This window comes from Prauserella shujinwangii, from assembly GCF_003001955.1.
GTDB lineage: Bacteria > Actinomycetota > Actinomycetes > Mycobacteriales > Pseudonocardiaceae > Qaidamihabitans > Qaidamihabitans shujinwangii.
Map to the genome: position 1 here is coordinate 83558 of NZ_PVNH01000012.1, position 22034 is coordinate 105591.

The following is a 22034-nucleotide window of genomic DNA, read 5'->3' on the forward strand; positions in this document are numbered from 1 at the left end:
TTCACTCACGAGCCGGGGGACTCAAGCGGTGCTGGCGAGCCAGTCGGCAATGCCGCGGACGGCGCCGGAGCAGCTGCCGCAGCCGGTGCTCGCCCTGGTGGCGGTGGCCAGCTCGGCGGCCGAGCACGCGCCGCCACGCCAGGCGTCCACGAGTGCGCCCTTGGTCACCGAGTTGCAGCGGCACACCACGGCGGACGCGGGCAGGTCGGCGGGGCTGGCGGCGGCCGGCGCGCCCGACGGCAGCGCCCGCCCCAGCAGGAGCGCGAGCCGGTCGCCGGGCGCGGGCACGCCGTGGTCGAAGAGCTGGGCGATGGTGGCCGCCGCGTCCGGGACCCCGAGCAGGATCGCCCCGGTCACCCGGTCGTCGCGCAGGACGAGCTTGGCGTACCGGCCCCGGGCCGGGTCGTCGAACGCCAGCACCTCGGCGCTCTCGTCGGCCACGTCGGTCTGGGTGTCGCCGAGCGCGGTGAGATCGACGCCCCGCGCCTTGAGCCGGGTGACCACCGGGGTGCCCCGGTACCGGGCCGCCGTGTCGGCGCCGGTGAGCAGGTCGGCCAGGATCCCTGCCTGCTCCCACGCGGGCTGGACCAGCCCGGACACCGTTCCGGGGTGCCGGGCGCAGTCGCCGATCGCGTGGATGCGCCCGTCAGTGGTCCGCAGCGCGTCGTCCACCAGCACGCCGCGGTCGACCGCGAGGCCGGCGTCCTCGGCCAGCGCCGTCTCGGGCCGCACCCCGGCCGACACGACGACCAGGTCGGCCTGCACGTGGCCGCCGTCGGCGAGCTTGAGCCCGTCGCCGGGCACGTACCGGGCGGCGGCCGTGCCGAGCCGGAAGTCGATGCCCATCCCGGCGAGCGTGCGCGCGAGCGCCCGGCCCGCACTCGCGTCGAGCTGCCGCTCCATCACGTGCCCCATCGGGTGCACGACCGTGACGAGGTTGCCGCGTCCGGCGAGACCCCTGGCGGCCTCCAGCCCGAGCAGCCCGCCGCCGAGCACCGCCACCGGCGCGCCGACCCGGGCGGCGTCGAGGATCCGCGCGCAGTCGTCGAGGGTGCGGAACGCGACCACGCCCTCCGCGGGCCCGGAGTCGGTGACCAGGCCCTCCACCGGCGGCAGCCAGGGCGTGCTGCCGGTGGCGAGCACGAGCGCGTCGTAGCCGACCGTGCCGCCGTCGGAGAGCGTGACCTGGCGCACGGCCCGGTCGATCGCCGTCGCCGCCACACCGAGCCGCAGGTCCACGTGGTGCCGGGCGGCCCAGTCCCGGTCGTGCAGCGCGGCGGCCTCGGGCCGCAGGGTGCCGCCGACCACGGAGGACAGCAGCACGCGGTTGTAGGCGTGGTGCGGCTCGGCGCCGACCACGGTGAGCGCCACGCGCTCGGCCAGGGGGTCCCGGTGCCGGATCTCCTCGGCCAGCCGGGCGCCCGCCATGCCGTAACCGAGCACCACCACGTTCCGCGGGCTCATGCCGCACCGTCCTCTTTGGTCACCCGCACGGCGCAGACCTTGAACTCGGGCATCCGGCTGACCGGGTCGAGCGCGGGATTGGTCAGCAGGTTGGCGCGCTGCCGGTCGGGGAAGTGGAACGGCAGGAACAGGACGTCGGGCCGCAGCGAGCCGACGCAGCGCACCCTGGCCCGCATCACGCCGCGCCGGGACGCGACGCGGGCGAGGTCGCCCTCGGCGAGCCCGGCGCGGGCGGCGGTGTCCGGGTGCAGCTCGACGAAGGCCTCCGGGACGACGGCGGCCAGCTCGCCGATCGCGCGGGTCTGCGCCCCGGACTGGTAGTGCTGCAGCACGCGGCCCGTGACGGCCCGCAGCGGGAACTCCGCGTCGGGCACCTCGGCCGGGCCGGTGTGCGTGACCGGGACGAAGCGGGCCCTGCCGTCCGGATGGGCGAAGGCGTCGAGGAACATCCGGGGTGTGCCGGGGTGGTCGTCGCCGGGCACCGGCCAGTACAGGGCCTCCCCGGCGCGGAGTCGCCCGTAGCTCACGCCGGAGTAGTCGGCGATCCCGCCCGCCGAGGCGGCCCGCAGCTCGGTGAACACGGTCTCCGGGTCGGCGGGGAACCGGTCCTCCGGCTGACCGAGCCGCCCGGCGAGCGCGGACAGCACCTCCAGGTCGGTGCGCACGCCCTCGGGCGGATCGACGGCCTTGCGCCGCAACAGGACCCGGCCCTCCAGGTTGGTCATGGTGCCGTCCTCCTCCGCCCACTGGGTGACCGGCAGCACCACGTCGGCCGTGGCCGAGGTCTCCGACAGCACGAGGTCGGCGGTGACGAGAAGGTCCAGCCCGGACAGCCGTTCGGTGACGTGCGCGGAGCGCGGCGCGGAGACGGTGACGTTGCTGCCGAACACGAGCAGCGCGCGCGGGCCGCCCTCGGTGCCGAGCGCGTCCAGCAGCTCGTAGGCGGACCGGCCGGGACCGGGCAGCGACGCGGCGGGCACGCCCCAGACCCGGGCGACGTGCTCGCGGGCGGCGGGGTCGTCGATCCTGCGGTAGCCGGGCAGCTGGTCGGCCTTCTGCCCGTGCTCACGGCCGCCCTGGCCGTTGCCCTGACCGGTGAGGCAGCCGAACCCGGATCCCGGCGTGCCCGGCAGGCCCAGCGCGAGCGCGAGGTTGATCCAGGCACTCACCGTGTCGGTGCCGGTGGCGTGCTGCTCGGTGCCGCGGGCGGTGAGCACGTAGGCGTTGCGGGCGCGGGCGAGCAGGTCCGCCGCGCGACGCTGGTCCGCGGCGGCGACACCGGTGATGCGCTCGACGCGCTCCGGCCAGTACGCGGCGGCGATCCGCCACACGGCCGCGAATCCGGTGGTGCGCTCGTCCAGATAGGACTGCCGGAGGTGGCCGTCGGCCACGGCCGCGTGCAGGATGCCCAGTGCCAGCGCCAGGTCGGTGCCCGGAACCGGAGCCAGGTGCAGGCTGGCCTGCTCCGCCGTGGGGGTGCGGCGCGGGTCCACGACGACGAGCCCGCCCTTGGCGGCCGCACCGCGCAGGTGCTGGACGAAGGGCGGCATGGTCTCGGCCGGGTTGGCGCCCGCGAGCAGCACGGCGTCGGCCCCGGCGAGGTCGGTGAGCGGGAACGGCAGGCCGCGGTCGGCGCCGAACGCCCTGCCGCCGGCGGCCGCCGCGGCGGACATGCAGAACCGGCCGTTGTAGTCGATCTGCGACGTGCCCAGCGCGACCCGGGCGAACTTGCCGAGCAGGTACGCCTTCTCGTTGGTGAGGCCGCCGCCGCCGAAGATCGCGACGGCGTCCGGGCCGTGCGCGGCCTGGAGGTCGCGGAGCCTGCCCGCGACCAGGTCGAGCGCGTCGTCCCAGCTCGCCGGGCGGAGCTCCCCGGCCACCCGGACGAGCGGGGTGGTGAGCCGGGCCGGCGAGTCCAGCAGTGCGGCGGCGGTCCAGCCCTTCTGGCACAGGCCGCCCGCGTTGGTGGGGAACTCCCGCGGCGCGATCGCGGTGCGCGCACCGGTGCGGAGCGTCATGCCGCACTGCAGGGCGCAGTACGGGCAGTGGGTGTCGACCTGCCCGGCCGCGGGGTCGGTCGGGTGGGTGGCTGCTGCGGCGAGGGTCACCGGCGTCAACGGGCACCTCCTGCTCGTCGGCGGTGCCCGACGTTAGGGAGGCCGTGTTACTCCCGCGTGGCTGAATGTTTCGCGCAGGAGACATTGCTCGCTCCGCGAACCGCCACCCCGGTGAGATCGGCATCCGCCGGGACCCGCGCACGCCGGACACTCATGACATCAGGACACTGCCGGTGAGCGGCCGAAGCGCGCGGCGAGCCGGGCGTGCCGGTGCCGGAACAGCCGGGGCACCGTCCAGCCGAGGACCAGCCCCGCCGGAGGGAACCGGGCGTGGAAGCGCACCCGGTCGGTGACGCGGCAGTGCCCGGCGGGCAGCGGCGCCACGGTGCGCTCGTGCTCCCAGACGTCGGCGGTGAGCATGCGCGACCGTTCGAGGAAGCGGTGCGGTGGCTCGAACTCCACCAGGCCGATGTCGTCGCACTCGACCGGCAGGACGCCGAACAGGAGCAGCACGCTGCGGCCGAGCCGCACGGGCACGGCGGGCGCGGCGGCGTCGAGCGCGGCACGGCCCCGCAGGGCCGGGGGCACGGTCATGGACAGCAGCGGGCGCAGCTCGTCGTTGATACCGGCGAAACTCGTGACGTGCCGCCAGACGTCCTCGGGTGCGGCGGCGAGGTCGGTGCTCAGCCTCACAGCAGCTCGCTGACCTCGCTGGCGGCGGCGCGCAGGCCGTCCAGGGCGGCGGCGGTGGACCGCGGGTGCAGCGCGTGGAAGGCGAGGCGGAACAGCACGGCCCGCAGCAGCAGCTGCGGCCACTCGGGGAGGTGGGACCAGCGGCGCAGGAGCTCGGCGCCCGCGTCGCCCCAGGCGACGGCGTCGACGGCGGCCACGGCCGCGCCGTACTCGGCGGGACGGAGGCACGGGACGAAGTCCACGATGCCGGGTGGGGCGTCCCCGTCGAACAGGACGTTGCCGAAGAGCTCGCAGTGCACCAGCTGGTCGGGCAGCCGGACGGGCTTGCGGGCGGGGGCGAGGATCTCGAACCAGCGGCCGCCCTTGGTCTCGTCGAGCTGGTGGTCGCGCTCGTCCCACGCGATGCGGTCGGCGGCCGCGGTGATGTCGGCGGGACCGGGTCTTCGGTCCGGCGGCGGCAGGCCCGCGGTGGCCTGGTGCAGCTTGAGGGCGGTGAGGACGACGTCGTCGGGCCGGGGCTCGGGGGTGCCCGACACGTAGTGGTTCGCGCGCCAGCCGCCGATCAGCGACCGGCCGTCGGTGGCCCGCACGGGCCGGGCCACGCGCAGGTCGGGCACGTCGAGCGCGGCCAGTGTGCGGGCGAGCCAGACGGCGTGGGCGCGGTCGGTGACCGGCTGGAGCACGATCCCGCCGCACCGCCACGCGCGGCCCCCGGGCAGCGGCTCGGCCGTGGCCGCGGCCACGCCGAACGCCGCGCACACGTGCGCGGGAGGTGGTGCGCTGCGGTGGGCCACAGCCCAGGAAGCTACCGCGCGCCGGCGGTTCCGCGGCGCCGCCGCGCCGCCGTGGTGGAGACGCGGATTCTGCGTAGATCTACGGACGGCGCCGGGCGCGGGGCCTGGCAGGCTGCCGGTCATGACGCCGATGACCGAGGTGACCCGGCGGCACGACGGCCCCTGGCACGTCGCCGCCCACGTCGCGGCGCTGTGGCTGGTGGGCGCGCTGACGGTGCTGCTGGCCGGCTGGCTCGTCGTCCTCGCGGGATTCCTGCGCGCCCCGGCGCTGCTCGTGCCCCCGCTGGGCATGCTCGCCGTGCTGTCCTACGCGGCCGCCTCGGCCACGCCCGGGGTGGCGTGGCTGACGGCCGGGCACGGCACGCGCCTCGGCTGGGCGCTGGTGTACACGGCGCTCTGCTCCGGTGGCGTGCTGTTCGTCGCGGCCACGCTCACCGCGCTCGACGTGCCCGGAGTGGCGGTCGTGACCATCCCGCTGCTGACGCTGCCGTTCCCGCTCGTGGCGGCCGTCCTGGTCCGCCGGTGGGCGGTGCGGGGCCCCGCGCTGGCCGTGTCCCTGGCGGGAGTGGCGCTGGCCGTCTGGCTACCGGAGCCGGTCCCCGGCGCCCCGGCCGGTTCCGCCGTGCTGCACGAACTCGCGCAACTCCTCCGCTCCCTCTCCGGGTGAGCAAGGGAGCTTTACTCTCGTCTGACGGTAGTAAAGCTCCCTTGCTCCGCCGGGATGCTGCCGTTGGCGGGGTGGCAACGGAGCCGTCAATACGTGGGCAGGCTCTGGTCGATCTGCCTGGCCCACGCGAGCACGCCGCCACCGAGGTGGGTCGCGTCGCGGAAGCCCGCCTTGTGCAGTGCGGCCAGCGCCTCGGCGGACCGGCCACCGGACTTGCAGTGCAGCACGATCGGCTTGTCCTGCGGCAGCTCGGCCAGCGCCTCCCCGGACAGGATGCGGTCCTTGGGGATGAGCTTCGCGCCCTTGATGTTCACGATCTCGTACTCGTGCGGCTCACGGACGTCGATGAGCTGGAAGTCCTCCCCCGCGTCGAACTTCGCCTTCAGCTCGGCCGGGGTGATCGTGTGGCCGGTCGCGGCCTGCTGCGCCTCGTCGCTCACCACGCCGCAGAACGCCTCGTAGTCGATCAGCTCGGTGATCTTGGGCGTTTCCGGGTCCTTGCGGATCTTCACCTCGCGGTAGCGCATCTCCAGTGCGTCGTAGCTGATCAGGCGGCCGAGCAGCGGCTCGCCGATACCGGTGATCAGCTTGATCGCCTCGTTCACCATGATCGAGCCGATCGACGCGCAGAGCACGCCGAGCACCCCGCCCTCGGCGCACGACGGCACCATGCCGGGGGGCGGCGGCTCGGGGTAGAGGTCGCGGTAGTTGAGGCCCCTGCCGTTCGGCGCGTCCTCCCAGAACACGCTGACCTGGCCCTCGAACCGGAAGATCGAGCCCCACACGTACGGCTTGCCGAGCAGCACGGCGGCGTCGTTGACCAGGTACCGGGTGGCGAAGTTGTCGGTACCGTCCAGGATCAGGTCGTAGTCGCGGAAGATGTCCAGCGCGTTGTCGCTGGTCAGCTGCTCCTGATGGAGCCGGACCTCGACGAACGGGTTGACCTCCGCCACCGACTCCTTGGCCGAGACGGCCTTCGGCTTGTCGATGTCGGACTGGCCGTGGATGACCTGGCGCTGCAGGTTGGACTCGTCGACGACGTCGAAGTCGACGATGCCGAGCGTGCCGACCCCGGCGGCGGCCAGGTAGAGCAGCGCCGGGCTGCCCAGGCCGCCCGCACCGATGACCAGAACCTTCGCGTTCTTCAGCCGCTTCTGCCCGTCCATCCCGACATCCGGGATGATGAGGTGCCTGCTGTACCGGGCGACCTCGTCCTTCGTGAGCTCGGCGGCCGGCTCGACGAGCGGCGGCAGCGTGCCTGACATCGGGTCCTCCATCTCGCGCGAATCGCGGTCCACCCATCTATAACCGGTGCGGGCCGCCTCATCTTCCCGCGTCCACATACTGGACGGGTGGCCAGGGAACCGCGGTGCCCTACTTGGCCTGCGGGTTGGGCCACGAGCTGGGCTTGCAGACCTTGCCGTCGGCGGGCACCGAGCCCTGGTCGCCGCCCGGGGTGTCGTTCAGCTTCGCGACGTAGTCGTTGGCCACGCCGAACGTCTGCTGCATCATCACCGGCGCCAGCGCGCCGTCCTTCGCGCACGGCTTGTGACCGAGGCCGAGGGCGTGCCCCACCTCGTGGTTGATGGCGTACTGCCGGTACCCGACCAGGTCACCGCCGAACGCGAGCGCGCCGCGCACCCAGCGCGCCAGGTTGATCACGACGCGGCTCTCCCCCTGCACGTCGCTGCGGTAGCAGGACGCGTCGTAGGGAATCGAGTTGCCGCAGATGTCGGGTCTGCGGGTGGTGTCGGGCGTGGTGAGGCTCACCCGGAAGTCGGGAGGCGGGTCGCTGGCGTCCACCCGCTGCAGCGCGATGTCGCCGGTGCTCGTCCAGCTCCGCGGATCGGACAGCACGCCCTCGACGGCCTTCGCGAAGCTGTCGTCCCCCGCGTAGCTCGCCGGGTCGATACCGTCCTCGACCTCGACGGTGTAGGTGTAGAGCCGCTGCCCGTCCCCGACCTTCTCGCCGTGTCCGGGGACGACGTGCCACGTGCCGCGGCCCGCCTTCGTGTAGCCGCCGCCTTCGGGCAGCTTCGCCGTCGGGATGTCCAGGTCCGCTGGCTCGGCCGGGTTCTCGCTGACCAGCGGGTCCTGGCTCGCGCTGGCCACGGGGCTGTTCGGCCCCGGGGAAGGGCTGCCCTGCGCGGGCTGCTCGCCGGAGCGGGCGGTGTCGAACACCACCAGCGCCGTGAGCACGACGAGCACCGGCACCGCGTAGGCCCGCCAGCCGTAGGTGCGCGTGATCCGCCGCACCCGCGAGGGCGGCTCCGCCCCGGCACCCCGTTCCTCGGCGGCGGGCTGCCAGGACGCCCGCAGCGGCTCGGCGGTCGTGCGCCGTCCCCCCGGTTCGTACCGGTCCTCCGCGGGCCGTGCCCTGCCCGGACCCGGCCGGGACCGCCCGTAGTGCTCCCGGGAGTAGGACGACCGCGAAGACGAGGACGCGGGCCGCGTCCCTTCCCCTCGCGCTCCGTACGTCACCCGTTCCACGGCCCCAGGGTGCCATATGCGGACGGTCACACCCCGCGCGACCGGCTGGTCACCGGCGGAATCGGGATCACACGAACGGGCTACCAGGTGCCGGCCTCGACGGCCTCCCACATACCCAGAACAGCCTTCGCGACGGTCACCGGGCGCTCCATCTGCGCCACATGCCCGGTCCTGGGCAGCACCAGCAGCCGGGCGCGCGGCAGCCGCGACGCCGTCCGCGGGGCGCGCCGTACCGAGATCACCTTGTCCTGGCTGCCCCAGACCACCAGGGTGGGCACCTCCACGGTGGGCGCCACGGACCACAGCGACCGCTGGCCGATGCAGAACCAGGTGCGGAAGATCTCCAGCGTGCTCTGCGCCATCGCCCTGTTCGACCAGCTCAGCGCGGCCCGCGCACCGTGCTCCTCGGCGAGCTCGGCCAGCCGGTGGCCGGGGAACGCGTCCGGATCGGCGTAGCAGAGCCGGATCACCTGCTCGGCCCGCTCCTCCGGTGGCAGCGCGGCGAGCTTGCGGCGCACCGGCTTGCCGAGCAACGGCAGGTAGGCCAGCGCCATGCGCGGGTCGGACAGCCGCCGCGGATCCAGCCGCCGGTCGGGCATCGCCGGGGAGATCAGCGTGAGCGTCCGGACCAGCTCGGGCCGCTGGGCGGCGTGCAGCAGCGCCACCGCCCCGCCCATCGAGTTGCCGATCACGTGCACCGGCCCCTCGCCCAGGCCCGCGACGAACTCGCCCAGAACGCGGGCGTGCGCGGCGAGGCTGAAGTCGAAGTCCGGCTCGGGCTCGGAGAAGCCGAAGCCCGGCAGGTCCACGGCGACGCCACCGGCGAACGGTGACAGCTGGGCCGCGAGGTCGGTCCAGTTGGTGGACGAGCCGCCGAGACCGTGCACGTACACCACCGTCTCCTCGTCCGCACCCGGTGTTCGGCGAACGTGCAGAGTCACATCGCCTACCGTTTCCACCGCACCGGTCCACGGTGCCCGCGTCTGGTCCAGCGGCGGCAGGGAGCGATGGGTGAACGGCACGTGCGTCAGCGGGGCGCGCCGGTTGGGGCCTTCCACCGAAGGCGTCTCCCGGCGGGACAGGGTCTCGGACACCTGTCCAGGATGCCTCGCCCTTGGGCCGTGTGCATACCGGCGAGTAATGTTCAGGGGTGCCTCGCGAGCGGCGAACCCGCTCGCACGGCGAACGCGTGAAGTGGAGGCGGGATGACGGAGACGGCGCGGCTGGAGCGCGACAACGGCGGTGAGGGCACCGGGACGCAGTTCGGCCGGGGGGTACGGCTGCCGCGCAACGAGCGCCGCGCCCAGCTGCTGACCGCCGCCCAGCGGGTGTTCGCGGCGAACGGCTACCACGCCGCCGCCATGGACGACATCGCCGAGCAGGCCGGGGTCAGCAAGCCCGTCCTCTACCAGCACTTCCCCGGCAAGCTGGACCTCTACATCGCGCTGCTGGAGAGCCACGTCGACCACCTCGTCAGCCGGGTGGAGGAGGCCCTGAACTCCACGACCGACAACAAGCAGCGCGTGCAGAACGCGGTCGGCGCCTTCTTCGACTTCGTCAACGGCGACGCGGGCGCGTTCCGCATGGTGTTCGAGTCGGACCTGCGCGGCGAGCCCGCGGTGCAGGAGGCCGTGGACCGCGCCACGTCGGCGAGCGTGGACGCCATCACGGAGACCATCACGGCCGACGCGGGGCTGGACGAGGACAAGGCGCGCCTGCTGGCCGTGGGGCTGGTCGGCATGAGCCAGGTCTCCGCGCGGTTCTGGCTCGCCCACCACAGCTCGATGAGCCGCGAGGAGGCCGTGGCGCTGACGTCCACGCTCGCGTGGCGGGGCATCGGCGGCGGCTTCCCGCTGCAGCAGCAGCCACCGCAGTCCTGAGCGGCGCCCCGCACGACCCGCCCGGCGAGTGCCGCCTGCCTGGCTCAGCCGGTCCGCGCGGCCGTGCGCAGCAGCGTCGCGAGCTGGCTCGCCACGTCGGCGGCCCGTTCCTGCGGGAGCATGTGACCCGCGCCCGGGTAGCGGACGAAGCGGGCTCCGGGGAGCTCGGCCGCGATCGCCTCGGCGTGCCGCGGCGGGCAGAGCCGGTCGCGGTCGCCCGCCAGTACCACCGCGGACGTGGTGCGCAACGCCGCGAGCGCGACGCGGCGGTCGTGCAGCGAGATGGCCTGCTGGAACCCCCCGACGCTGGCGGGGTGGGCCCGCAGCAGCTGGTCGGCGACCGAGGCGACGGCCGCGCGGTCCGGGCGCCTGCCGAACACGAGCAGGCGCGCGCCCGCCCTGGCGGCAGCGGGGCGGAGCGGCAGCGCGTCCCTGCGGTAGGAGACCAGCAGGTTCGCCAGCCGCCGCTCGACGCGGGCCGCCCCGCTGCCGGCCACCCCGGGCAGGCCGAGCGTGATCCGGTCCAGCTGGCCGCACGACGTCGCGACGAAGGCGACGCCGTCGACCCGGCTGCCGACGAGCCGGGGGTGCCGGTCGGCCAGCGCCATGATCGTCATCCCGCCCATCGAGTGCCCGGCCAGGACGATCCTGCCCTCGGGCACCCGGTCGGCGAGCAACTCGGCGAGGTCGTCGGCGAGCTGGTCGATGGTGGCGGTGCCGGGCCGCGCGGGTGCGGAGGCGCCGTGCCCGCGCAGGTCGTACCGCAGCACCCGCAGCGAGCGCGGCAACCGCGGCAGCACCCGGTCCCACGTCCGGTGGTCCTGCGTCCACCCGTGCACCAGCACGAGCGTGGTCGCGGCGGCACCGGGCCCGGTCACGGTCACGTGCAGGGGCGTGCCGTCCGTGGTCACGAACGGCGGCTGGCGTGTGGCGGCGGGGGCGCTCACCGGTCCCGCACCAGGAAGGAGCGGCGCCACCAGTACATGCCGGGCGCGCCGACGAGCCCGGCTTCGCCGAGGAACTCCATGATCCGCTCGCCGGAGTAGCGGACGGTCTCCTGCCAGTGCGGGTTGTTCATCGCGGCCCGGTAGCCGTCCCGTGGCCGGATGCCGACGGCCTTGTACACGGCCGGGTTCACCAGGCTGCGGGTGATCTCGTGGGAGACGATCGCGATGAGCAGCCGCTGGTAGCCCAGCTCGGCCTTGGACAGCCGGGCCATGCCGCGGGTGACCTCCTCGCGCGCGAACGTGACGTGCCGCGCCTCCTCGAGGACGTGGATGCGGTTGACCATCCGCACCAGCGGCTGGATCTGCGGGTCGTTCATCTGCTCGCGCTGCAGCCGGTCGAGGACCTCCTCCGCGACGAGGATCGAGCCGTAGAGCGCGGGCCCGTAGCCGATGGTCGGCAGGATCTTGCCGAGCCGCCTGCGGAAGGCGACCGGGCCGTACGGCGGGCAGCCGATGCGCTCGGCCATGCGGGCGAACATCGTCGAGTGCCGGCACTCGTCGGCGATCTCGGTCAGCGCGTACTGCGCGTGGCTGGTCGTCGGGTCGGCGTCGTAGAGCTCCTTGAGCAGCATCTGCATGAGCAGGATCTCGAACCAGATGCCGTTGGTGGCCACGCTGGCGAGCTCGTGCTTGCCCAGCTCGACACGCTGCTCGGGAGTCAGCCGCTCCCACAGGTCGGTGCCGTAGAGCGTGGAGCGGTGTTCCGGGATGTAGCGCTTGCCCTCGGCCAGCGGCGCGTTCCAGTCGATGTCGACCTCGGGGTCGTAGAACTTGTTCGCCGAGGACTTGAGCAGCCGCTCCGCGGTCTTCTCGCGGCCGGCTTCGCCGAGGGTCCGCGTCATCGTCGACACCCACCTTCCCCACGTATGTAACTTCGGGTAACAGTTACTTCTGGTAGCATGAACGGCATGTCCGACCGTGTCAAGCGCGACAGCAAGCACCCCGGCAAGCAGGAGGCGGGCAGCGCGGGCGACGCCCGCCGGGACCGCTGGCGCAAGCACCGCATCGCGCGGCGCGCCGAGTTCGTGGAGGCCGCGCTGCGGGCGCTCGACGAGCACGGTCCCGACCTGGGCATGGAGCACGTCGCCGCGGCGGCGGGCGTGACCAAGCCGGTGCTCTACCGGCACTTCGAGGACAAGGCGGACCTCTACCTTGCGCTCGGCCAGCGCGGCACCGAGATCCTGTTCCAGCGCCTGATCCCGGCCATCAACGCCGAACTGGCGCCCGTGCCGCGCATCCGCATGGCGCTCGACGCGTTCTTCACCGTGATCGAGGAGCACCCGAACCTGTACCGGCTGCTCGCGCGCGGCACGTTCCAGGACAAGCCGGTGGACGCCGACGTGGTGGCGGAGGACAAGGAGGTCATCGCGACCGCGCTGACCGCGCTGCTCGGCGACTACATGCGCATGTTCGACATGGACTCGGGCGCCGCGGAGCCGTGGGCGTACGGGATCGTCGGCATGGTCCAGAACACCGGCGAGTGGTGGCTGGAGAAGCGGACGATGAGCCGCGACAGCGTGGTCGAGTACCTGACGCAGATCATCTGGGCCGCCATCGACGGGCTGTGCCGCCAGCGCGGCATCGTGATCGACCCCGATCAGCCGCTGGACGAGAACAAGGTCGTCAAGCTGGCCGACCGGAAGACCGAGAGGACGGGAGACCCGGCATGAGTGAGCACGCCGACCACGCCGATCACGAGGACGGCTACACCGGCCCCGCGACGCTGCTGCTGGAGGGCGCCGAGGTGCCCGTCGAGGTGGAGCTGCGCGGGCACTTCCAGCCGATCGACGGCTACTACCACTGGTACGGCCGGGTGCGGGCCGACGAGCGCGTGTCCGAGCTCGCGGCCGGGAAGAAGCGGAAGATCGAGATCCGCACCCCGGAGGGCTCCGCGAGCGGCGAGCTGTCGGATCCGGACCCGTGGGACCGCTACCGGCTGCTGGGCACCAGCACCCCGCCGTTCACGGTCCCCACCTCCCTCGAGGAGGTCTAGCCGCCCGGGCAGTGAAGGCCACCTTCACTGCGTCCAACGCAGTGAAGGTGGCCCTCACTCAAGTCGGCCGGGCTCAGGAGCCGACGGCGAAGCCAACCTTGCGCACGTCGGACGGCGCGATCTCGACGTAGGCGATCCGGTCCGCGGGCACGAGGTACTTGCGGCCCTTGTCGTCGGTGAGGCGGAACAGGCCGTCGTCGGCACCCAGCGCCTCGGAGACCAGCTTCTCGACCTCGTCGGCCGACTGGCCACTGGACACCACGAGCTCCCTCGGGGTGTCCTTGATGCCGATCTTGACCTCCACGTGCGACCTCCGCCTCCGTTGGATCGTTGCCTGCCGGTCCCAGGCTAACCGAGTCCGAGCACCTGCATCCGCTTGGTGTGGCCCTGCTGCAGCCGCCGGAACAGCGCCGCGATGCCCGAGAGGTCCCCCGAGCCGGTGACGATCAGCTCGGCCAGCCCGTCCCGCTCGGCCACCACGTACTGCGCCTGGGTCAGCGCCTCCCCCAGCAGCCTGCGGCCCCACAGCGCGAGCCGGTCCCGCTGCTTGCCGTCGGCCTCGATGGCGGCGGCCACCTCGCGCTCGGCGAACGCCGAGTGCCCGGTGTCGGCCAGCACCGCCAGCACCAGCCCGCACGTCTCCTCGTCGAGCCACTGCGCCATCTCGCGGTAGAGGTCGGCGGCGAGACCGTCGCCGACGTAGGCCTTGACCAGCGACTCCAGCCAGGACTTCGGCGCCGTGGAGGCGTGGAACGCGTCGATCGGCGCCACGAAGGGGGCCATCGCGTCCTCCACCGGAACGCCGTGGGCGGCGAGGTGGTCGCGCAGCCTGCCGTAGTGCCCGATCTCGGCGGCGGCCATCTCGGCCAGCGCCGCCCGCCCGGACAGCGTCGGCGCGGTCCGCGCGTCCTCGGCCAGCCGGTCGAACGCGGACAGCTCGCCGTACGCGAGCACGCCGAGGAGATCCACCACCCCGGAGCCGATCCCAGTCGGCTGAGCCTTCGCCTCACTCACGACAGCCACCGTAGTGCCACGGAGGGAGACCTACGACACGCCGTCCGGTGCGACCATGCTCACCGAGCGCCCAGGTGGTCCGGCTACACTGCCAAGTGATAGAGAAGGTCGGTTGACGTGCTGCGGCCACGCGCCGCCCCCGGCCTTCAGGCAGAACCGAGTGTGCGTGCGCGCCTCGAGCGGCATTCCCGCGCCGGGACGGCTTCGCCGAGTCCGCGAAGCGGAAACGGACTCCGCGTGGTCGAGTGTCGGGCAATACCTGGCCGTGCGCGCTGGTATGAGAGAGGCGATTTCCCATCGACCAGAACGACAACCACGGCACCGATCCGGTGACGCTGGAGCACAGCGAGACCGGGGTGCCGCCCACCGATCCTTCCCACCCGCTGCAGGCCGGCGCCCCCGTCGAGCCGGAGAACCCGACGTTCGCCGAGTTCGGCGTCCACCCCGAGATCGTCCGCGCGCTGTCCGAGGCGGGCATCGAGCGCACCTTCGCGATCCAGTCGCTGACCCTGCCGCTGGCGCTGGCCGGCGACGACGTGATCGGCCAGGCCCGCACGGGCATGGGCAAGACCCTCGGCTTCGGCGTGCCGCTGCTGCAGCGGATCGACGTGCCGGGCGACGGCACCCCGCAGGCGCTCGTCGTGGTGCCGACCAGGGAACTGTGCCTGCAGGTCACCCACGACCTCACCGACGCGGCCAAGCACCTGGGCGTCCGCACCCTCGCCATCTACGGCGGCCGCCCCTACGAGCCGCAGATCGAGGCGCTGCGCAAGGGCGTCGACGTCGTGATCGGCACGCCCGGCAGGCTGCTCGACCTCGCCGAGCAGCGGCACCTGGTGCTGGGCAAGGTCCGCATGCTGGTGCTGGACGAGGCCGACGAGATGCTCGACCTCGGCTTCCTCCCGGACATCGAGCGCATCCTGCGGATGGTGCCCGAACAGCGGCAGACGATGCTGTTCTCGGCCACCATGCCCGGCCCGATCATCACGCTGGCCCGCACCTTCCTGCACAAGCCGACGCACATCCGCGCCGAGGAGAACGACGCGGGCGCGGTGCACGAGCGCACCAGGCAGTTCGTCTACCGCGCGCACTCGCTGGACAAGCCGGAGCTGGTCGCGCGGGTGCTGCAGGCCGAGGGCCGCGGGCTGACGATGATCTTCACCCGCACCAAGCGCACCGCCCAGAAGGTGGCCGACGACCTCGCCGAGCGCGGGTTCGCCGCGGCCGCTGTGCACGGTGACCTCGGGCAGGGCGCCCGCGAGCAGGCGCTGCGCGCGTTCCGCTCCGGCAAGGTCGACGTGCTGGTCGCCACCGACGTCGCGGCCCGCGGCATCGACGTCACCGACGTGACGCACGTGATCAACTACCAGACGCCCGAGGACGAGAAGACCTACGTGCACCGCATCGGCCGCACCGGCCGCGCGGGCAAGACCGGCGTCGCGGTCACCCTCGTCGACTGGGACGAGGAGCCGCGCTGGAAGCTGATCTCCGACGCGCTCGGGCTGGACATGCCGGAGCCGGTGGAGACCTACTCCACGTCGGAGCACCTCCGCACCGACCTGGGCATCCCCGCCGACGCAACGGGCAGGCTTCCGCTGGCCAAGCGCACCAGGGCCGGGCTCGCGGCCGAGCCGGAGGAGAACCTGGGCGGCAAGGGCCGGAGGGAACGCTCCGGCTCGGGCTCCAGCTCCGGTACGCGCAAGCGCAGGCCCCGCAAGCGCACGCGCGGTGGCAGCGACGCCTCGGCCGCCGTCGACGCGGCCAGGGCCGCCGACCAGGGCAAGCGTGACACCGAGGGCGACAGCGGTGAGGGTGGCGGCCGTCCCCGGCGCCGCCGGAGCAGGGGCGGCGGCAGCAAGCCGACCGGCGAGGCGTCGGCCACCAACGACAAGACCGAGTCCGGCTCCGGCGAGGGCGGTGAGCGGCCCGCGCGCCGCCGCAGGCGCAGCCGGCGCGGCGGTACGGCCAACACCGTCGAAACGCCCGCTTCGGCAGACTGACCCCGACCCGTCGTCAGGAGCCAGAGCAGGAGCACGGGCAGGTGAACGAGCCCCACGGGTGGCACAGCACGGACGGCACCGGGGCAGGCGGTGACGCCGCCGACGGCCGGTACGTGTCCCCGGTGCCGATCGCGCGCGGGCCCCGGCACGCGGTGCCGTCCCGCCGCGGGCGCTCACCGTGGAGCCGGGGTCGCGACCGGGCCATCGCCGCGCTGCTGACCGTGGCGTGGCTGGCGGCGGGGGCGCTCGTCTGGACGTTCAGCGACAGCCGCGCCACCACGCAGGAGACGGCGCCGCCCGGCCCCGCCCTGCCCGCCGCGCCGGAGCAGGTGCCCGCGACGCTGACGGAGGCCTGGCGCGCGCCGAGCGAGGCCACCCCCGTTCCCGTCGCCGAGGGCAACGCGGTGGTGACCGGCGCGGATGGCGAGGTCGCGGGCCGTGACCCGCTGTCCGGCGACGTGCGCTGGCGCTACGCCAGGGATCTCGAGCTGTGCACGGTGGCGGGCGCGTGGTCGAAGGTGCTCGCCGTTTACACCAAGGGCACCGGGTGCAGCGAGGTCACGCAGCTCGACCCGGACACCGGGGCCAGGACCGCGCAGCGCAACGGCGACGCCGAGCTCGGCACCCGGCTGGTGGTCGGCGAGAGCCACGTGACCACCACCGGCGAGCGGCTGCTCAACACCTGGCGGGACGACCTCGTGCGGAGCATGGAGTACGGCGAGGTCTACGCCAAGGTCAACCCCGGCAAGCAACCCCGCACCGGCTGCGCCTACCGCTCCGTGGCCGCCGCGACCGGGAAGGTCGGTGTGGTCGAGCGCTGTCCAGGCGAGCGCGCCGACCGCCTCACCGTGCTGAAGGCCGCGCCGGAGAACAGCGACGAGCCGGAGGAGGAGTTCAGCACCCTGCTTCCGGAGCGCACGGGGCAGCTCGTGGCCCTTGCCGGTGACGTCGCGGCCGTCGCCCTCCCGGAGCGCGGGCAGCTCGTCGTGTACGGCCCGCGGGGCGAGCAGCGCGCGACCTACCCGCTCGACGTGCCCGAGGAGGAGCTGGCGGCCGTCCCGCCGGGCCGGGTGGTGCCGACGGCGCGCGGCGAGGACACCGTCTTCTGGTTCACCGGATCGCGCACCATCGCGCTGTCCGCGACCGACCTTGCTCCACAATGGACTCTCCAGGACACGCTCGGTCCCGGTACGCTGTACGCGGGGCAGGTGGTCGTCCCGATCGAGGGCGGGCTCGCCGTGCTCGACGAGCGCACCGGCGGCCTGGTGCGCACGGTCTCGGTCGACCGGGGCGGCTACCGCGGAGAGATCGGTACCGCCTCGGCGGGGCCGGTACTGCTGGAACAACGGGGAGGCACCCTGGTGGCGTTGCGATGACCGCCGCGTTCTCGCAGCTGTCGCCGCACGGCGGGCGGCGGGCCGAGCTACCGGGCCGGCACGGCCCCCTCGCGGCGCTCCTCGGACCCGAGCTCGCGGGCGCCCGTGCCACCGCCCTCCTGCTGCCCGGCTACACGGGGTCCAAGGAGGACTTCGCCCCGCTGCTCGACCCCCTCGCCGAGGCCGGGCTGCGGCCCGTCGCCGTCGACCTGCCCGGCCAGTACGAGTCTCCCGGGCCCGACGACGAGTCCCGGTACCTGCCTTCCGCGCTCGGTGAGGTGGTCGCCGAGCTGGTCGGCACCCTGGCCGGGTGGGGATCGCCGGTGCTGCTGCTCGGCCACTCCTTCGGTGGCCTGGTCGCCAGGGCGGCCGTGCTCGCCGGGGCGGACGTCGCGGGCCTGACGCTGCTCGGCAGCGGCCCCGGCAGGCTGCCGTCGGGCGCGCGGCTCGACGCGTTGCAGGTGGGTGAGCCGATGCTGCGGCAGCGCGGCGTGGAGGCCGTGTACACGCTGCGGGAGCAGCTCGACGCCGCCAACCCGGCCCGCGCCGTGCTCGCCGAGGAGCTCCGCGCGTTCCTGCGGGAACGGTTCGTGCGCTCCAGCCGGCACGGCCTGCTCGGCATGGCCGTCGGCCTGCGCACCGAGCCGGACCGCGTGGACGAGCTGGCGGCGGCGCTGCGGGCGCGCAACGTGCCCGGGCTCGTGGTGGCCGGCGAGCACGACGACGCCTGGCCGCTGCCGGCGCAGAAGGACATGGCGCGGCGGCTGGACGTGCCGTTCGCCCTGGTGGAGCGGGCCGGGCACGCTCCCAACACGGAGAACCCGCCCGGCCTGCTGGAGATCCTGCGTACCGAGTGGCTGTCCTGGCTGGACGGGCGATGAGCACGGTCGCGGTCGGCGGCGCCCGGCTCGCCTACGACGAGGCGGGCTCCGGTCCCACCGTGGTGTTCGTCCACGCGGGCTGCGCCGACCGGAGGATGTGGGAGCACCAGTTCCACGCGCTGGCGGACACGTACCGCGTCATCCGGTACGACTGGCGCGGGTACGGCGGATCGACCGACGCGGATGGCGACTTCGCCTACCACGAGGACCTGCTCGCGCTGCTGGACGCGCTGGACGTCCCGGAGGCCGCGCTCGTCGGCGCCTCCGACGGCGGGCGGACCGCCCTGGACGCCGCGCTGGCCGAGCCCGGCCGGATCGCCGCGCTCGCGCTGGCCGCACCCGGCCTCTCCGGGCACGAGTGGCCGCCGTCGATGCTGGAGCGCTACCGGCGGCGGGTGCACGACGTGCTGGGCGCCGACCGGCTGAGCGCCTACCGCCGCGGCGAGGTGGCCGAGATCGACGAGACCGAGCTCGCGGTCTACGCCCGGGCAGAGACGGAGTTCCTGGTCGCCGGGCCGGACCGGTCGTGGCGCGACCTGCCCGCGGAGGTCTGGCGGCTCGCGCTGGCGATGGACACCGACCTGAACCGGCGGCACTGGTCGCGGCCGCAGCGGCCGGGGAAGCTGCTGCGGCCACCGGCGAAGGAGCGGCTGGCCGAGGTCACCGTGCCGACGCTCGTGGTGCGCGGGCTGGCCGACGTGCCGGAGATCCAGGAGGTGTCGGTGCTGCTGGCCGAGCGGATCCCCGGCGCGCGGCGGGTGGACCTGCCCGGCACCGGGCACCTGCCGCCGCTGGAGCGGCCGGAGGATGTCACGGCCGCGCTGCGCGCGTTCCTGCCGCGCGGCTGAGCCTCACCACCACCAGAACAGCCACAGCACCGCGCCTGTCACTCCGAGCACCCCGGCCGCGGCCGCCGCGGCGGCAGGCCCCCGCGCGCGGTCGGCCACGCGTTGCGCGGCGAGCGCGAGCACGGCACCGATCAGGTGACCGGCCACCGGGACGCCGCCCGGACCCGCCCAGCCCGACAGCCAGCCCGCGATCTGCGCCCCGAGGAGCACGAGCGCGACCACCGCGAGGCCCGCGGCCAATGACCCGGTGAGCGCGCGCCACCAGCGACCGCGCCGGACCCGCCTCGGCTCGGCGGCGCCCGGCGCGTGCGCGTGCAGCTCCACCGTGTCGGCCCCGTCGATGCCGGGCACGTCCGTTCCAGCGTTGTTCCAGTTCATGGCGCCAGCAGCTCCCAGGAGCGCGCGGCGGGCGCGGCCTGCTGTCCCTCGGCACAGCTGGGCCGGAAGTCGCACCAAGCGCAGCGCCGTCCGGTCCGGGCGGGGAACAGCTCGTCGGGGTCCCCTCCCGCGGCAAGGGTATCCGTCGCGAGCTGGATCTCGTCGGCCGTCTCCCCCGCGCGGCGCAGCTGCCTGCGCAGGCTGTCCCCGGTGTGCTCGGCGGCGGCGACCTCGCCGGTCGGCAGGTGGTGCAGCTCGACCCGGCGGCACGGCCTGCGGAGCGTGCGCGCCGCCGCGACCGCGTACATGGCCAGCGCCTGCGAACCCCTCGCCTCGTACTCGTCGGGCTCCCGCTTGCCGGTCTTGTAGTCGACGATCACGAGCTCGCCGTCCCGCACGTCGATGCGGTCGGCGCGGCCCTCCACGATCAGCGAGGGCGGGCCCTCGTCGACGCTGACCGGCGCGGAGATCCAGCGTTCGACGCCGATCGGATCGGCCGTGACGTCGTGTCGCTCCACGTAGTCGGCCACCCACTGGCGGGCGCGCTCGCGGTAGGCGTCGGCCTGCGCGGCGTCGGCGAAGCCGCCGTCCTGCCACTGCTCGGTGACGAGCGCGGCCGCCCTGGCCGGGGTGCGCCGGTCGGGCGGCAGGTCGAACAGGGCGCGCAGGGCGTTGTGCACCACCGCGCCGAGCGTGCTGTGCGCCCACGGGCCGGTGCGCTGCGGCGTCGGCCGGTCGAGGTAGCTCATGCGGAACCGGCGCGGGCAGTCGTCGAACGTCGACAGCCGGGCCGGCGTGACCTTCGTCAGCCTGCGCGGCTGGACCCCGAAGTCGAACCCGAGCTGCGCCATGTCTCACCCCCGGTCGGACGGTCCCCCGATCGCTCACCCTACGCACCCGCCCCGACACCCCCGCACGCCCCGGGGGAGCGAGGGAGCTTTACTCCCGTCTGGCGGTAGTAAAGCTCCCTCGCTCCCCCGGCGGGGTGGGGTCAGGTGCCGGCGACGAAGCCGCGGACCGAGTCGGCGATCAGCTGGACGGCGATGGCGGCCAGCAGCAGGCCGGCGATCTTGGCGAGCAGGGTGATGCCGCTCTCCCGGATCACCCGGATCACCACGCCGGAGTACCGCATGCACGCCCACAGCACCAGGTGCACGGTCACGATCGCCAGCCCGAGCGCCACGTAGGCGCCGACGTGCCCGTGCGCCTCGCGGACGAACACGATCGTCGCCGCGATCGCGCCCGGCCCGGCCAGCAGCGGCGTGCCCAGTGGCACGAGCGCGACGTTGACGTCCTCCGCGGCCTGCGGCTCGGTGCTGCCCCTCCCGGTGAGCAGGTCGAGCGCGATCAGCAGCAACAGCAGCCCGCCCGCGCCCTGCAGCGACGGGATCCCGATGCCCAGGTAGGCCAGGATCGCCTGCCCCGCCACCGCGAACAGCGTGACCACCAGCAGCGACACGAGCACGGCCTGCCGCGCCGCCCGCGCCCGCGCGGCCGGTGCCTTGCGGCCCACCAGGCTGAGGAAGACGGGCACGGTCCCGGGCGGATCCATGATCACCACCAGGGTGATGGTCGCCTCGAAGAACAGCGTGACGTCGAAGTAGTCGGCGACGGTCACGCCCGGCCCACCTGCACCGCCGCACCGGTGGCCCGCTCGGTCAGCGCCTCGAACTGCTCGGGGTCGGTCGTCTCCTGGCCGAGCCCGATCGTCTTGTTGGTGCCGTGGTAGTCACTGGACCCGGTGCGGAGCAGGTCGAGCTGCTTCGCCAGGTCCCGCAGTGCGGCCCTCGCCGCGTCGTCGTGGTTCGGGTGGTCGACCTCCAGCCCGGCGAGGCCGCGCTCGGCGAGCGCGGCGATGACCTCCGCCGTCACCGTCGGCCCCCGGGAGGAGGCGAACGGGTGCGCCAGCACGGTCACCCCGCCCGCGTCGCGGATCATGTCGATCGCGGCCTCGACCGGGGTGTCCGCCCGCGGCACGTAGTAGCCGCGGCCGTTGCCGAGGAACGTCGCGAACGCCTCGTCCACGGTCTCCACCAGGCCCGCCCGCACCAGCGCCTGCGCCAGGTGCGGGCGGCCGGCAGGCGCGTCCGGGTCCAGCAGGCCCATGATCTCGTCCGGGTCCACCGGCAGCCCGTCCTCCGCCATCCGCGCCGCCATCGCGCGCAGCCGCCTGCGGCGCTCCACCCGCAGCCGCTGCTGCTCGGCGACCAGCGTGGGCGACGTGGGATCGAACAGGTAGGCCAGCAGGTGCACGCTCACCCGCCTGCCGCCCGCACCCACCGACTCGCACGACAGCTCGGCCCCGGGCACGAGCCGCAGCCCGGGCGGGAGCGCCTGGATCGCGGGCTGCCAGCCCGCGGTCGTGTCGTGGTCGGTGAGGGCGACGACGTCGAGACCGGCGCGGAACGCGGCCTCGACCAGCTCGGCGGGACTGTCCGTCCCGTCCGAGACCGTGGAATGGGTATGCAGGTCGATGCGCACCCCGCCATTCT

23 protein-coding genes are annotated in these 22034 nt (G+C 74.1%); 8 read left to right on the forward strand and 15 right to left on the reverse strand.

Going from position 1 to position 22034, the window contains the following annotated elements; translation table 11 throughout:
- Positions 1-21: 21 nt before the first annotated feature.
- From B0I33_RS26005 to B0I33_RS26020, 4 genes are all read right to left on the reverse strand, one after another.
- A complete protein-coding gene (locus tag B0I33_RS26005) occupies positions 22-1464 on the reverse strand; it encodes an FAD-dependent oxidoreductase (protein WP_106181523.1) in 1443 nt (480 codons plus the stop codon).
- A complete protein-coding gene (locus tag B0I33_RS26010; protein WP_281259458.1) occupies positions 1461-3572 on the reverse strand; it encodes a molybdopterin oxidoreductase family protein in 2112 nt (703 codons plus the stop codon). The genes B0I33_RS26005 and B0I33_RS26010 overlap by 4 nt, the downstream gene beginning before the upstream one ends.
- A 168-nt stretch (positions 3573-3740) precedes the next feature.
- Positions 3741-4214 (reverse strand): SRPBCC family protein, encoded by a 474-nt coding sequence (locus tag B0I33_RS26015; RefSeq protein WP_106181524.1) that lies wholly within the window; start codon positions 4212-4214, stop codon positions 3741-3743.
- Positions 4211-5008, reverse strand: a complete 798-nt coding sequence (locus B0I33_RS26020; RefSeq protein WP_245901079.1) for a TIGR02569 family protein — start codon at positions 5006-5008, stop codon at positions 4211-4213. The genes B0I33_RS26015 and B0I33_RS26020 overlap by 4 nt, the downstream gene beginning before the upstream one ends.
- A 121-nt stretch (positions 5009-5129) precedes the next feature.
- Here B0I33_RS26020 and B0I33_RS26025 point away from each other — a divergent pair, with 121 nt between their 5' ends.
- Positions 5130-5675, forward strand: a complete 546-nt coding sequence (locus tag B0I33_RS26025) for a hypothetical protein (protein WP_106181526.1) — start codon at positions 5130-5132, stop codon at positions 5673-5675.
- A gap of 86 nt (positions 5676-5761) precedes the next feature.
- Here the strand turns inward: B0I33_RS26025 and moeZ are convergent, their stop codons facing one another.
- The 3 genes from moeZ to B0I33_RS26040 all read right to left on the reverse strand — a co-directional run bounded on the left by moeZ (position 5762) and on the right by B0I33_RS26040 (position 9259).
- The gene (moeZ, locus tag B0I33_RS26030; protein ID WP_106181719.1) at positions 5762-6940 is read right to left on the reverse strand and encodes an adenylyltransferase/sulfurtransferase MoeZ; all 1179 of its coding nucleotides are present in this window, start codon (positions 6938-6940) and stop codon (positions 5762-5764) included.
- Positions 6941-7049: 109 nt separating this feature from the next.
- Positions 7050-8165, reverse strand: a complete 1116-nt coding sequence (locus B0I33_RS26035; protein ID WP_106181527.1) for a DUF3152 domain-containing protein — start codon at positions 8163-8165, stop codon at positions 7050-7052.
- 80 nt (positions 8166-8245) lie between these two features.
- Positions 8246-9259 (reverse strand): alpha/beta fold hydrolase, encoded by a 1014-nt coding sequence (locus tag B0I33_RS26040; protein WP_106181528.1) that lies wholly within the window; start codon positions 9257-9259, stop codon positions 8246-8248.
- A gap of 111 nt (positions 9260-9370) precedes the next feature.
- Between B0I33_RS26040 and B0I33_RS26045 the strand changes: the two genes are divergently transcribed.
- Positions 9371-10045, forward strand: a complete 675-nt coding sequence (locus tag B0I33_RS26045) for a TetR/AcrR family transcriptional regulator (RefSeq protein WP_245901082.1) — start codon at positions 9371-9373, stop codon at positions 10043-10045.
- A 44-nt stretch (positions 10046-10089) separates the two neighbouring features.
- On the opposite strand, the gene B0I33_RS26050 is transcribed toward B0I33_RS26045, so the two are convergent.
- Together B0I33_RS26050 and B0I33_RS26055 are read right to left on the reverse strand one after the other, a co-directional pair.
- Positions 10090-10992 carry an alpha/beta fold hydrolase gene (locus B0I33_RS26050; RefSeq protein ID WP_245901083.1) on the reverse strand — a complete coding sequence of 301 codons (903 nt, stop codon included), beginning with the start codon at positions 10990-10992 and terminating at the stop codon, positions 10090-10092.
- Positions 10989-11894 carry an AurF N-oxygenase family protein gene (locus tag B0I33_RS26055; protein WP_106181530.1) on the reverse strand — a complete coding sequence of 302 codons (906 nt, stop codon included), beginning with the start codon at positions 11892-11894 and terminating at the stop codon, positions 10989-10991. Before B0I33_RS26055 ends, B0I33_RS26050 begins: the two co-directional genes overlap by 4 nt.
- A gap of 57 nt (positions 11895-11951) precedes the next feature.
- Here B0I33_RS26055 and B0I33_RS26060 point away from each other — a divergent pair, with 57 nt between their 5' ends.
- Both B0I33_RS26060 and B0I33_RS26065 read left to right on the forward strand, forming a co-directional pair.
- Positions 11952-12722, forward strand: a complete 771-nt coding sequence (locus B0I33_RS26060) for a TetR/AcrR family transcriptional regulator (protein ID WP_106181531.1) — start codon at positions 11952-11954, stop codon at positions 12720-12722.
- Positions 12719-13045: a DUF4873 domain-containing protein gene (locus B0I33_RS26065; protein ID WP_106181532.1), complete on the forward strand. Its 327-nt coding sequence runs from the start codon at positions 12719-12721 to the stop codon at positions 13043-13045. Before B0I33_RS26060 ends, B0I33_RS26065 begins: the two co-directional genes overlap by 4 nt.
- A gap of 73 nt (positions 13046-13118) precedes the next feature.
- On the opposite strand, the gene B0I33_RS26070 is transcribed toward B0I33_RS26065, so the two are convergent.
- Both B0I33_RS26070 and B0I33_RS26075 read right to left on the reverse strand, forming a co-directional pair.
- Positions 13119-13349: a DUF3107 domain-containing protein gene (locus tag B0I33_RS26070; RefSeq protein ID WP_106181533.1), complete on the reverse strand. Its 231-nt coding sequence runs from the start codon at positions 13347-13349 to the stop codon at positions 13119-13121.
- 44 nt (positions 13350-13393) lie between these two features.
- The gene (locus B0I33_RS26075) at positions 13394-14059 is read right to left on the reverse strand and encodes a ferritin-like fold-containing protein (protein WP_106181534.1); all 666 of its coding nucleotides are present in this window, start codon (positions 14057-14059) and stop codon (positions 13394-13396) included.
- Between the two features lie 329 nt (positions 14060-14388).
- Here B0I33_RS26075 and B0I33_RS26080 point away from each other — a divergent pair, with 329 nt between their 5' ends.
- The 4 genes from B0I33_RS26080 to B0I33_RS26095 are packed head-to-tail and all read left to right on the forward strand — an operon-like array spanning position 14389 to position 19164.
- Complete coding sequence (locus B0I33_RS26080) at positions 14389-16059, forward strand: DEAD/DEAH box helicase (RefSeq protein ID WP_106181535.1); 1671 nt, start codon at positions 14389-14391, stop codon at positions 16057-16059.
- A gap of 41 nt (positions 16060-16100) precedes the next feature.
- A complete protein-coding gene (locus B0I33_RS26085) occupies positions 16101-17435 on the forward strand; it encodes an Rv3212 family protein (protein WP_106181536.1) in 1335 nt (444 codons plus the stop codon).
- On the forward strand, positions 17432-18316 hold the full coding sequence (locus tag B0I33_RS26090) for an alpha/beta fold hydrolase (protein ID WP_106181537.1): 885 nt from the start codon (positions 17432-17434) through the stop codon (positions 18314-18316). The genes B0I33_RS26085 and B0I33_RS26090 overlap by 4 nt, the downstream gene beginning before the upstream one ends.
- Positions 18313-19164: an alpha/beta fold hydrolase gene (locus B0I33_RS26095; RefSeq protein ID WP_106181538.1), complete on the forward strand. Its 852-nt coding sequence runs from the start codon at positions 18313-18315 to the stop codon at positions 19162-19164. Before B0I33_RS26090 ends, B0I33_RS26095 begins: the two co-directional genes overlap by 4 nt.
- 3 nt (positions 19165-19167) lie before the next feature.
- Here B0I33_RS26095 and B0I33_RS26100 read toward each other — a convergent pair whose 3' ends face one another.
- The 4 genes from B0I33_RS26100 to B0I33_RS26115 form a co-directional block, all read right to left on the reverse strand.
- On the reverse strand, positions 19168-19542 hold the full coding sequence (locus B0I33_RS26100) for a hypothetical protein (protein ID WP_245901085.1): 375 nt from the start codon (positions 19540-19542) through the stop codon (positions 19168-19170).
- Positions 19539-20393, reverse strand: coding sequence for a RecB family exonuclease (locus tag B0I33_RS26105; protein ID WP_106181539.1), 855 nt, complete (start codon positions 20391-20393; stop codon positions 19539-19541). Before B0I33_RS26105 ends, B0I33_RS26100 begins: the two co-directional genes overlap by 4 nt.
- Before the next feature lie 140 nt (positions 20394-20533).
- Positions 20534-21160 carry a MarC family protein gene (locus tag B0I33_RS26110; protein ID WP_106181540.1) on the reverse strand — a complete coding sequence of 209 codons (627 nt, stop codon included), beginning with the start codon at positions 21158-21160 and terminating at the stop codon, positions 20534-20536.
- Positions 21157-22023, reverse strand: coding sequence for a PHP domain-containing protein (locus tag B0I33_RS26115; RefSeq protein ID WP_106181541.1), 867 nt, complete (start codon positions 22021-22023; stop codon positions 21157-21159). The genes B0I33_RS26110 and B0I33_RS26115 overlap by 4 nt, the downstream gene beginning before the upstream one ends.
- Positions 22024-22034 lie beyond the last annotated feature (11 nt).